Origin of the sequence: Pseudomonas sp. PWP3-1b2 (genome assembly GCF_049896045.1) — a bacterium.
Lineage (GTDB): Bacteria > Pseudomonadota > Gammaproteobacteria > Pseudomonadales > Pseudomonadaceae > Aquipseudomonas > Aquipseudomonas antarctica_B.
This window is the reverse complement of record NZ_JAFCTN010000021.1, coordinates 66,204-76,972: the sequence shown is the minus strand read 5'-3', so window position 1 is coordinate 76,972 and position 10,769 is coordinate 66,204. Positions and strand designations below refer to the sequence as shown.

Here is a 10,769-nt window from a genome sequence, read left to right as displayed (position 1 = left end):
CTGGCTTGCCTGCGATGCAGACACCTCGGTTGTTCAGTTGAACCGAGGTGATGCTATCGCAGGCAAGCCAGCTCCCACACAAGCCAGCTCCCACAGGCTTTTGAATCAGTCGTTACTTCTTACTTCTCGACGAACGCACGCTCGATCAAGTAATCACCCGGCTCACGCATCCGTGGCGAAACTTTCAGGCCGAAGCTGTTCAACACTTCGCTGGTCTCGTCCAACATGCTTGGGCTGCCGCATAGCATGGCACGGTCGTCTTCGGGGTTGATCGGCGGCAGACCGATATCGCTGAACAGCTTGCCGCTGCGCATCAGGTCGGTCAGGCGACCTTCGTTTTCGAACGGCTCGCGGGTCACGGTTGGGTAGTAGATCAACTTGTCACGCAGGGCCTCGCCGAAGAACTCGTTCTGCGGCAGATGCTCGGTGATGAATTCGCGGTAAGCGACTTCGTTGACGTAGCGCACGCCGTGGCACAGGATCACTTTTTCGAAACGCTCGTAGGTTTCCGGGTCCTGGATCACGCTCATGAACGGCGCAAGGCCCGTACCGGTGCTGAGCAGGTAAAGGTGTTTGCCCGGCTTCAAATCGTCAAGCACCAGGGTGCCTGTCGGTTTTTTGCTGATGATGATCTCGTCGCCTTCCTTCAAGTGCTGCAATTGGGAAGTCAGCGGGCCATCGGGCACTTTGATGCTGAAGAACTCCAAATGCTCTTCCCAGTTCGGGCTGGCAATGGAGTAAGCGCGCATGAGCGGGCGGCCGTTGGGCTGTTGCAGGCCGATCATCACGAACTGACCGTTCTCGAAGCGCAGGCCCGGGTCGCGGGTGCACTTGAAGCTGAACAGAGTGTCGTTCCAGTGATGAACACTGAGGACACGCTCGTGGTTCATGTTGCTCATGTACGGGGGACTCCTGGAAATGGGTCTGCGCCAAATAGTGTTGCGCAATTGCACAGCATTCTAATGGCGGCGACAATATCTGTTAACTGGATTATTAAGATAAGGGTTATCGGTTATATCGATATGCGATTTACTCTCCGCCAACTGCAAGTCTTCGTCGCCGTCGCCCAGCAGAATAGCGTCTCACGCGCTGCTGGCCTTCTGGCCTTGTCTCAATCCGCCGCCAGCACGTCGATCACCGAGCTGGAGCGTCAATCCAGCTGCCAATTGTTCGACCGCGCGGGCAAACGCCTGAGCCTCAACGCCCTCGGCCATCAGCTGTTGCCCCAGGCGGTGGCGCTGCTGGACCAGGCCAAGGAGATCGAGGACCTGCTCAATGGCAAGTCCGGTTTCGGCTCCCTGGCGGTCGGCGCTACGCTGACGATTGGCAATTACCTCGCCACCCTGCTGATCGGCAGTTTCATGCAGCAACACCCGGAAAGCCAGGTGAAACTGCATGTGCAGAACACTGCCAATATCGTGCACCAGGTTGCGCATTACGAAATTGACCTGGGTCTAATCGAAGGCGACTGCAGCCACCCGGACATTGAGGTGCAAACCTGGGTGGAGGATGAACTGGTGGTGTTTTGCGCGCCCCAGCATCACCTGGCCAAGCGCGGCGTGGCAACGATGGACGAGCTGACCCATGAAGCCTGGATCCTGCGGGAACAAGGCTCGGGGACGCGCCTGACCTTTGATCAGGCCATGCGTCACCACCGTAGCGCGTTGAATATCCGCCTGGAGCTGGAGCACACCGAGGCCATTAAACGGGCTGTGGAATCGGGATTGGGGATTGGCTGCATTTCCCGCCTGGCGCTGCGTGACGCGTTTCGGCGTGGCAGCCTGGTGCCGGTGGAAACCCCTGACCTGGACCTGTCCCGGCAGTTCTACTTCATCTGGCACAAGCAGAAGTACCAGACCTCCGCGATGCGCGAGTTTCTGGAACTGTGCCGCGCCTTCACTGCCGGGGTTCAGCGTAGCGACGAGATCGTGCTGCCGAGCATCGCCTGATCGTTAGATCAGGATGATGGCCCACACCAGGGCGATCATGGTCAGCGCAACGAATTGCGCGGCGCTGCCCATGTCCTTGGCGTTTTTGGACAACGGGTGGCGGTCCAGGGAAATCCGGTCAATCGCGGCTTCTACCGCCGAGTTGAGCAACTCGACAATCAACGCCAGCAGGCACACGGCAATCAGCAACGCGCGCTCGACGCGGCTGACGTGCAGGAAGAAACTCAACGGAATCAGGATGACGTTCAGCAACACCAATTGGCGAAATGCTGCCTCGCCGGTGAAAGCTGCGCGCAGGCCATCGAGGGAATAGCCCCCTGCGTTGAAGATACGTTTGATACCGGTTTGACCCTTGAAAGGCGACATAGAAGTAGGCAACTGAACCAAAGAAGTGGGGGAAGCTAGTTCACGCAAAGTCAAAAAAGCGTGAAGCGGTGGCATCTTAATGCTGCGAAATTGACTCAAGTTGTTGCAAGAGCAGCGCCGCCTGAGTGCGCGTACGCACGCCCAGTTTGCGGAAAATCGCCGTGACGTGAGCCTTGATAGTCGCTTCCGACACACTCAGCTCATAGGCAATCTGCTTGTTCAACAAGCCTTCACAGACCATCGTCAACACCCGGAACTGCTGGGGCGTCAGGCTGGCGAGGCCATCACGTGCGGCCTTGGCTTCGTCGGACACGTTGATTTCTTCGAACGCTTGCGGCGGCCAGGACACGTCGCCGTCCAATACGGTTCGCACCGCTTTCTGAATGGCTTCCATCGAGCTGGATTTCGGAATAAAACCGCTGGCACCGAACTCCTTCGAGCGCACCACCACGTCAGCCTCTTCCTGAGCCGAGACCATCACCACGGGGATCTGCGGGTATTGCCCGCGCAACAACACCAACCCTGAAAAACCGTAGGCGCCGGGCATGTTCAGGTCGAGCAGCACCAGGTCCCAGTCGGATTTTTCAGTGAGGCGGGCTTCCAGCTCGGCGATACTGGCCACTTCGACCAGGCGCACGTCCGGGCCAAGGCCGAGGGTTACGGCCTGATGCAGCGCACTGCGAAACAGCGGATGGTCATCGGCTATCAGGATGTCGTATGTGGCCATTGATTAAATGATCCTGTTTTTTATGGGAACCCTGATGGTTTCAGGGTTCGCCAACACACAAGGCGACGGCCAGGCAGCCGTTGCCACGGGGCATACTCAACGTCAAAAACACCTGCAACGACGCTGAAAATTCACGGTTACGCCCCAATCGGCGCTCAGCATGCCCAGCGTAGCCTAGGGGGTCAAGCACTACGCCCGCGGGCATTTTAGCGGGTTGCGCAGTTACGGTGCCATCATGCACACATCGTCTGGCTATACCGCCGGTATATAAGGCGCCAGACGAATATGCACCTCATCCGCCGGGTCCAGCGGCATCTGGAACTTGGCCGCCAGGTAATGCGTGCTGAAAACGTCCAGGTAGGCGTCCAGCACTTCGCTGGCCACGGCGTCGTCGGCCAACTCCAGGCACAGGGCTGCGACCTCGGCCGTGCAAAAATGGTCATCACGCTTGGAGCGGCGCAGTTTGTAGCGCGACAGCTGCTCAGGCGCGAGGCTCAGCACTGGCAAGTGTTCCAGGTATGGGCTTTTGCGGAACATCTTGCGCGCTTCGCTCCAGGTGCCGTCCAGCAGAATGAACAAAGGGCGTTTGCCCTCTGCCACGCTCACTTGGCTGACAACGCGTTCTGGTGCGACGAATTCGCCGGGGAACACAATGTAGGGCTGCCACTGTGGATCGGCCAGCAAGGTGAGCAAACCAGGCTCGACCTCCGTGCGTGACCAGGCAAACGCAGTGGTGTCGGCGATGACGTCGGCGATCAGCCAACCGGTGTTGCTGGGTTTCATCGGCTCAACATCGTGCATCAACAGGCACATGGCGGACCGCGCCGGTACTTGCGGGCGCCAGGCGCACAGGCAGTATTCGGGAATAACCCGGCAGCCGGGGCAGCGCTCGGCGCGCGAACCACGGTTGAGAAAAGGCCGGACGGCCCGTGCCAGTCGCTGGGAGCGCAAGCGGGAAACGGCATGGCTCATCGGATACACCGCGAGCAGGGGTCAATCAACACAGTCGAAACTCGAAGAAGGCTTAAGTAGCCGCAGTTTACCAGCGATACGCCTGGCTGTAGTGGCGCAGGGTCACCTATAATTGCGTGCCACTGAACGCACAGCCCAGTGGCTGGTCTATGCACCAGTAACCGAATCAGGAGAGTTTCATGCTGCGTTCCATGCTGCGCCTTGTCGCCCCATCCGTCGCCCTTGCGCTGGTCATGCCTGTGGCCGCCCACGCGGCCTCGCTGCTGGAGGCCCAAATGAACCGCAAACTGCAAAGCGTCGCGGCTGAAAGCAACAAGGACCTGCCACGGGAAATCGATGAAAAAACCCTGGAAGTGGCCTACACCGTTGAAGGCATGCAACTGATCGATCACCTGAGCGTGCAATCGGACCGCGCAGAACAGATGCGCGCCAACCCGAAAGCCGTGTATTTCCAACTGGGCCAAAGCGTGTGCCTGAACAGCGGTTATCGCGAGCTGATGGCCAAGGGTGCGGTGATGCGCTACGACATCACCGAGAACAAGACCAACCGCCCTGTGGCGTCGGTCAAGTTCGTGGAAGCCGATTGCCCGGCACCTGCGGCTGCGAAGAAGAAAAAGTAACGCCCGTTTGACCCTCGCGCGCCTCTGTCCAGCGGCGCGCGCCCCCCTCCGCTGGATTGGTCTGCAGACAGCTAAATTGCCCGATGTGTGACCAATAACCGGTTGCCAGCCATGGGTTTTTCGGCTCATGATCGCCTCATCTCGACGACCCATTTGCAGTGTTTTTCACGCCGTCCTGTAACATTTTCAGGGCAAAAGAGGCTTGCCCTCGTGCAACTTGCAGTGCAAAGGTTTCCAAATCACAAGGAACATACAGAGCCCACTCTGCCGCCTGGCGAATGCCGTGCAACGCCTTAAGGCATGAGGCGACACATGCAAGTGTCGCGGCCTCGGACGAATCTCTCGCCGATGGCCCAGCCTCTGTGAAGAAGGAGAAGTTGAATGCCTTACGAATCCAATGACCAACTGCTTCGTCATTTTGAGCAAAACGGTGCCGACCTCACGCAGCAGGTCGACGCGCAACTGCAACTGATCGCTCCCAACAGCCCGAACATTCCCCTGTATCGCGACATGATCCTCACCGTTCTGCGCATGGCTCAGGACGACCGCAACCGCTGGAACGCCAAAATCACTCTGCAGGCTATCCGCGAGTTGGACAACGCCTTCCGTGTGCTAGAACAATTCAAGGGCAGACGCAAGGTGACCGTATTCGGCTCCGCACGCACGCCGGTTGAAAGCCCGCTGTATGCCTTGGCTCGAGAAGTTGGCGCGCAGTTGGCACAGTCAGACCTGATGGTGATCACCGGCGGCGGTGGCGGCATCATGGCGGCAGCGCATGAAGGTGCCGGCCTGCAACACAGCTTGGGGTTCAACATCACCCTGCCGTTTGAACAGCACGCCAACCCGACCATTGATGGCACCGACAACCTGCTGTCATTCCATTTCTTCTTTACCCGCAAGCTGTTCTTCGTCAAGGAAGCTGATGCGCTGGTGCTGTGCCCCGGCGGTTTCGGCACCCTGGACGAAGCACTCGAAGTGCTGACCCTGATCCAGACCGGCAAAAGCCCGCTGGTGCCTGTGGTATTGCTGGATGCACCCGGCGGCGGGTTCTGGCAAGGCGCGCTGGATTTCATCCGCAGCCAACTTGAAGCCAACCGCTATATTTTGCCCACCGACCTCAAACTGGTCCGGCTGGTGTACAGCGCTGAAGAGGCTGTGGATGAAATCAATCAGTTCTACGCCAACTTCCATTCCACTCGCTGGCTCAAGCGTGAGTTTGTAGTGCGTATGAATCACCCGCTCAGTGAGCGGGCGCTGGCTCATTTGCAGAGTGAGTTCGCCAGTTTGCGGATGAGTGGTGAGTTCCAGCAGTTGGCCTACTCGGGCGAAGAACATGATGAGCCGAGATTCAGCCATTTGACGCGGCTGGTGTTCAACTTCAATGGGCGCGATCAAGGACGGCTGCGGGAGTTGGTCGACTACATCAACTTGCCGGAAAACTGGGCACAGGCTCAGGGGAAGGCGCAGCACCGGGTAACGCCGCAGCCGGCTTGAGTTTTTTGAAGGCAAAAAAAAAGGCCCACTATTTTCATAGTGGGCCTTTTTTGTGGTGTTAGGGCGACGGTAGTGGGGCCGCTTCGCGGCCCAGCGGGAGCAAGCTCCCTCGCCACAACAGTTTGTTAACCCTAAGTTAGATTCAGTCGTCCATGTTTCGACCGCTTAATAAGCGGCTGATCATTTCCATCGAAAACCCGCGATAACTCAAGAAGCGCCCTTGCTTCGCTCGCTCCCTGGCATCAATGGGCAGGTGGCCGGAAAACTTGCGGCGCCAGGTGTCTTCCAACTGAGACGACCAGTCGATACCGCACTCACGCAGGGCGAGGTCGATGTCGGCGCGTTGCAGGCCGCGTTGGCTCAGCTCTTCGCGAATTCGCGCGGGGCCATGGCCGGAACGAGCTCGGTAGGAAACAAAACTTTCGAGATAGCGTGCTTCCGAAAGCAGCCCTTCTTCCGTTAACCGGTCGAGGGCTGTTTCGATCATCTCGGGCTCCGCGCCGCGCTGACGTAATTTACGCGTCAGCTCGACTCGACCGTGCTCGCGGCGAGCGAGCAGGTCCATAGCGGTACGCCGAACGGCGACGAGTGTATCCAGTACAACTGTCATCGTTTGATTCAGATATCAGTGTCGACTTCTTCTACTTCCTGAACCGGCTCGCGGTTAGCGGCCGCTTTCACGTCCGGCGTAGGGGTCAGCAGCTTGTCGCGAATCTGCTTTTCAAGCGTGGCAGCGATGTCCGGGTTGTCTTGCAGGAACTTGGCCGAGTTGGCCTTGCCCTGGCCGATCTTGCTGCCGTTATAGGCATACCAGGCACCGGATTTCTCGACGAAACCGTGCAGCACGCCCAGGTCGATCATCTCGCCGTTCAGGTAGATACCTTTACCGTAGAGAATCTGGAACTCGGCCTGACGGAATGGCGGGGCCACTTTGTTCTTCACGACTTTAACGCGGGTTTCGCTACCAACAACCTCGTCGCCTTCCTTCACCGCGCCGGTACGGCGGATGTCGAGACGGACCGAAGCGTAGAACTTCAGCGCGTTACCACCGGTGGTGGTTTCCGGGCTGCCGAACATCACGCCGATCTTCATACGGATCTGGTTGATGAAGATCACCAGGCAGTTGGCGTTCTTGATATTACCGGTGATTTTACGCAGCGCCTGGGACATCAGACGGGCTTGCAGGCCCACGTGCATGTCACCCATTTCGCCTTCGATTTCAGCCTTTGGTACCAGGGCTGCTACGGAGTCGACCACGATCACGTCGATGGCGTTGGAGCGCACCAGCATATCGGTGATTTCCAGGGCTTGCTCACCGGTGTCCGGCTGGGAAACCAGCAGGTCATCAACGTTGACGCCCAGCTTGCCGGCGTATTCAGGGTCCAGGGCGTGCTCGGCGTCGACGAACGCGCAGGTGGCGCCCATTTTTTGCGCCTGGGCAATCACCGACAGGGTCAGGGTGGTTTTACCAGAAGATTCAGGACCGTAGATCTCAACGATACGACCTTTTGGCAGGCCGCCAATGCCGAGCGCGATGTCCAGACCCAGAGAGCCAGTAGAAATAGCCGGGATCGCCTGACGGTCGTGATCGCCCATACGCATTACGGCACCCTTGCCGAATTGACGTTCGATCTGACCCAGGGCCGCAGCCAAGGCTTTCTTCTTGTTCTCGTCCATTAAAGTCCTCACGTAATCAATAAGGCCTGACGGCCAACACCTGTATAAGTAGACAGTATTGTTCCACAAAGATCCGGGATCGCCTACCCCTGATTTTCGATTTCTGCTGCAGCTCGTCGCAACAACCCCTCTAGCGCGGCCTTTACCGTTTGTCGGCGGACCTCGTCACGGTTGCCGGGGAAGTGCGCGAGTTCGGCGGTGACCTGTTCGCCAACGCCAAATGCCAGCCATACCGTGCCCACCGGTTTGTCGGGAGAACCGCCGTCCGGCCCGGCCACACCGCTGACCGCCACGGCAAAGTGCGACAGGCTTTTTTCCTGCGCACCGCGCACCATCGCCTCGACCACGTCCTGGCTGACGGCACCGACCTTGGCGAACAACCCCTCCGGAACGCCCAATTGCCGGGTTTTCTGTCGATTGGAATAGGTGACATACCCGGCCTCAAACCAGGCCGAGCTCCCCGGGATTCGCGTAATGGCTTCTGCGATACCGCCGCCGGTGCAGGACTCGGCCGTGGTGACATGGGCGTTGAGCACCTGCAAACGGCGACCCAGTTCAGCAGCCAATTGAGTGAGTTCGTTCACGGTCGTCTCCAGGGATGGGCGGGGAATTGCCTACCCTACAGGAGCAAACCGCACACGCAAGCGACAGACTGATGCAAGACACTAACGGGCGACGGCGTGCACGTAAGCCTGGCAGGCACGCAAGGCGATCAGGGCGTTATCGCCGTCGTCGGTGATGCCGATAATTCGTTGAGCATGCGCCGGGTCAAGTCGGGCGCGTGCGGCTGCATGAACCACGCCGCTGGCGGCGGTAGTGGCTGGCACTGCACAACCACCGGCGGGGTCGTTGGCGTCGAGAAGGACTGACAACCGCACATCAGCAGTGGCCAGGCGGTCACGCAGACGAGCTTGATCACGTTGGGCATCGGCAAGCTCCCGGGCATGTTGTTGATCGCCGGCGCTGAGTTGTTGCTCCAGCGCCAGCCGTTTGGCCTGTTCCAGCTGTTGTTGATGCAGCGCCGCCAGGCTTTGTTGACTGAGCGCCTGAGCTTGAGCCGCCGATTGCCGCTCAAGCTGAGCACCATGGCGCCACGCTTGCACCTGCCATACAACAGCCATCAGCAGGCAGACGCCGATCACGCGTAACACGCTTAGGTAACGCATAGCACCGCCTTGGCCCGCCCCCAGAGTTGCAATCGGTCGTCCAGCCCATTGAGCCCGCCATTGATGCGCCGGGTAATGGTGGTGAACTGGTCTTTGTCGGCCAGTTCATTCAGGCCATTGCTGTGCCAGAACCACGCGGCGGACTCACAGGCCCACTGCGGTTGCTCCAGCAACTCGGGTTGCCTCAACAGGCGATCGTCGCCAAACAACGCCTGGCTGCACGCCAGATAATTGCGCCGCCCCGTGATCTGAATCAGCCCCCTGCCCCGGTACTGCTGGCCATCGCCGTCGGCTTCGGGGGTGTTGCCCAGTCTGGCGGCCAGAGTGCCGGTGTCGTATTTGCTCAGGTATTGGTCGCTGCCCAGTTCGCGCACGTAGCGCAACTGACCGGATTCGTGACCGACTTGGGCGAGAAACGCAGCGATGCGCTTGGGGCTGGTGATCGTGTAACGCGCCATTGCAACATTGAGAGCCACCAGGAAAGCAGCCGCTCGAGTGCCTGCGCCAGGCATGATTGCCTGCAGTTGTGTCACTAACATGGAATACGGTCCTTCAGACGATCTGGCGCCTGCGTGTTCAAAAAATCCAGATACTGCCCATCAAGCATGACGTTGTGGGGAGGCGACACCGAACTACCATGTTGAGTAAACGCAACAATGCGAACTCCGCTGAACATGCCGTTCACCTATCAGGTCGGTTGAGTGTGGTCGCAAACGCCCACCCTAAAGTCGCTTACAGGCGCCTGCGATGCATGAACACCCCTTGCGAATTGTTTAACTGTTTAAGTCGACAACCCTCCGGCCGTGATCGAACTGCGATACCCCGTCACTGGGTCACCCACATGAACCACCTTGGTCATCGACCATTGCCCCTGCATATACGAGGGCCAGGTTTCATCCAGCCGCAGCAACCCTTCGGCGGCCAGCAGCGGGTTGCCGGGGCAATCAATCTGCAACTGCAAGTCTTCGCGCCCCACACGCCGCAATTCAGCTTCGGCGACGCTGCGTGCTTCGGCTTCGTTCTGGCAGGGTTGGCGCAAGGTTTTGAACGGGGCATTCCCGACTTGCACCACACGCCTCTTGCCACCGGCTGCATCCCACCAGGTGACGCGAGTGCCCTCATATTTGGCGCGTGTCTTTTCGTCGAGTTTGGCGGTGATGAATGCGTACTCTCCCGGACGGTTGTCCTGAGTCACCGACAACTTCACTTCCGGCAGTTGCTTGAGGGAAATGGAGGTGACTTGCCCGGCTTCGGCCAGCACGTACAGTTCGTTGAAGGGCTTGGTGACCGCGCAGTAACGCTTGGCCAGGCGCGTGATGAACGCCATGTCGCTTTCGTTGGACTGGTCGATATGAGGAATCGCAATGCCTTCAAGCGCAGGCGCCACGCGCGGCGAGAAACCGTGACGGCTGACCAATTGGCGAAACAGCGCGCCCAAAGTGGTCGGCCCGTAACTGGCGGATCGGCGTTGGCGATAACCGCTGGCGTCGACCATGCTGAAGGGTGCAGCGGTGGCCACAATCATCAATCTCATGGGAAACAGCACGGGAGTTCGCTGGGTGACGACAAACTCGCCCTTCTCCACTAATCCAGTCTCCCGGTAACCGACGCGTAAACCTATTTTGCCGTTGAAGCTTGGCAGGCCTTCGAGCCCCTCGATATTGAGGCTCAGTTCCAACCGGTCAGTCTCTACACCCGAGGCGTCGGTATGGCTCCAGCGCATCAGGCGTTCATTGAGCAGCGCCGCATTAGCGCCATAAAACTCTACAATCGGCGTGAATCCCTGTGCCATGCATCC

The 10,769-nt window shown here is 58.9% G+C and carries 13 protein-coding genes; 3 read left to right on the top strand and 10 right to left on the bottom strand.

What is annotated here, in order from left to right:
* Positions 1 to 119: 119 nt before the first annotated feature.
* Positions 120 to 899 (bottom strand): ferredoxin-NADP reductase, encoded by a 780-nt coding sequence (gene fpr, locus ACP7A2_RS15630; RefSeq protein WP_003189055.1) that lies wholly within the window; start codon positions 897 to 899, stop codon positions 120 to 122.
* Between the two features lie 123 nt (positions 900 to 1,022).
* On the opposite strand from fpr, the gene ACP7A2_RS15625 reads away from it, so the two are divergent.
* A complete protein-coding gene (locus tag ACP7A2_RS15625) occupies positions 1,023 to 1,949 on the top strand; it encodes a LysR family transcriptional regulator (protein ID WP_348060520.1) in 927 nt (308 codons plus the stop codon).
* Positions 1,950 to 1,952: 3 nt separating this feature from the next.
* Here the strand turns inward: ACP7A2_RS15625 and ACP7A2_RS15620 are convergent, their stop codons facing one another.
* The 3 genes from ACP7A2_RS15620 to ACP7A2_RS15610 all read right to left on the bottom strand — a co-directional run bounded on the left by ACP7A2_RS15620 (position 1,953) and on the right by ACP7A2_RS15610 (position 4,014).
* Positions 1,953 to 2,315, bottom strand: a complete 363-nt coding sequence (locus ACP7A2_RS15620; RefSeq protein ID WP_426134927.1) for a diacylglycerol kinase — start codon at positions 2,313 to 2,315, stop codon at positions 1,953 to 1,955.
* 76 nt (positions 2,316 to 2,391) lie between these two features.
* The gene (gene erdR / locus ACP7A2_RS15615) at positions 2,392 to 3,042 is read right to left on the bottom strand and encodes a response regulator transcription factor ErdR (RefSeq protein ID WP_426134926.1); all 651 of its coding nucleotides are present in this window, start codon (positions 3,040 to 3,042) and stop codon (positions 2,392 to 2,394) included.
* A gap of 252 nt (positions 3,043 to 3,294) precedes the next feature.
* A complete protein-coding gene (locus ACP7A2_RS15610) occupies positions 3,295 to 4,014 on the bottom strand; it encodes a tRNA-uridine aminocarboxypropyltransferase (protein WP_426134925.1) in 720 nt (239 codons plus the stop codon).
* Positions 4,015 to 4,193: 179 nt separating this feature from the next.
* On the opposite strand from ACP7A2_RS15610, the gene ACP7A2_RS15605 reads away from it, so the two are divergent.
* Both ACP7A2_RS15605 and ACP7A2_RS15600 read left to right on the top strand, forming a co-directional pair.
* The gene (locus tag ACP7A2_RS15605) at positions 4,194 to 4,634 is read left to right on the top strand and encodes a PA3611 family quorum-sensing-regulated virulence factor (protein ID WP_426134924.1); all 441 of its coding nucleotides are present in this window, start codon (positions 4,194 to 4,196) and stop codon (positions 4,632 to 4,634) included.
* A 381-nt stretch (positions 4,635 to 5,015) separates the two neighbouring features.
* Positions 5,016 to 6,128, top strand: a complete 1,113-nt coding sequence (locus ACP7A2_RS15600) for a TIGR00730 family Rossman fold protein (protein ID WP_426134923.1) — start codon at positions 5,016 to 5,018, stop codon at positions 6,126 to 6,128.
* A 142-nt stretch (positions 6,129 to 6,270) separates the two neighbouring features.
* Here the strand turns inward: ACP7A2_RS15600 and recX are convergent, their stop codons facing one another.
* From recX to ACP7A2_RS15570, 6 genes are all read right to left on the bottom strand, one after another.
* Positions 6,271 to 6,738, bottom strand: coding sequence for a recombination regulator RecX (gene recX, locus ACP7A2_RS15595; RefSeq protein WP_348060531.1), 468 nt, complete (start codon positions 6,736 to 6,738; stop codon positions 6,271 to 6,273).
* Between the two features lie 8 nt (positions 6,739 to 6,746).
* Entirely contained in the window at positions 6,747 to 7,805 is a 1,059-nt protein-coding gene (gene recA / locus ACP7A2_RS15590; RefSeq protein WP_375069561.1) for a recombinase RecA, read from the bottom strand.
* Positions 7,806 to 7,888: 83 nt separating this feature from the next.
* Positions 7,889 to 8,389 (bottom strand): CinA family protein, encoded by a 501-nt coding sequence (locus ACP7A2_RS15585; protein ID WP_348060535.1) that lies wholly within the window; start codon positions 8,387 to 8,389, stop codon positions 7,889 to 7,891.
* 81 nt (positions 8,390 to 8,470) lie between these two features.
* Complete coding sequence (locus ACP7A2_RS15580; RefSeq protein WP_426134922.1) at positions 8,471 to 8,971, bottom strand: lysis system i-spanin subunit Rz; 501 nt, start codon at positions 8,969 to 8,971, stop codon at positions 8,471 to 8,473.
* The gene (locus tag ACP7A2_RS15575) at positions 8,959 to 9,510 is read right to left on the bottom strand and encodes a glycoside hydrolase family 19 protein (protein WP_426134921.1); all 552 of its coding nucleotides are present in this window, start codon (positions 9,508 to 9,510) and stop codon (positions 8,959 to 8,961) included. The genes ACP7A2_RS15580 and ACP7A2_RS15575 overlap by 13 nt, the downstream gene beginning before the upstream one ends.
* Positions 9,511 to 9,752: 242 nt before the next feature.
* Positions 9,753 to 10,763: a phage late control D family protein gene (locus ACP7A2_RS15570; protein ID WP_426134920.1), complete on the bottom strand. Its 1,011-nt coding sequence runs from the start codon at positions 10,761 to 10,763 to the stop codon at positions 9,753 to 9,755.
* Between the last annotated feature and the right edge of the window lie 6 nt (positions 10,764 to 10,769).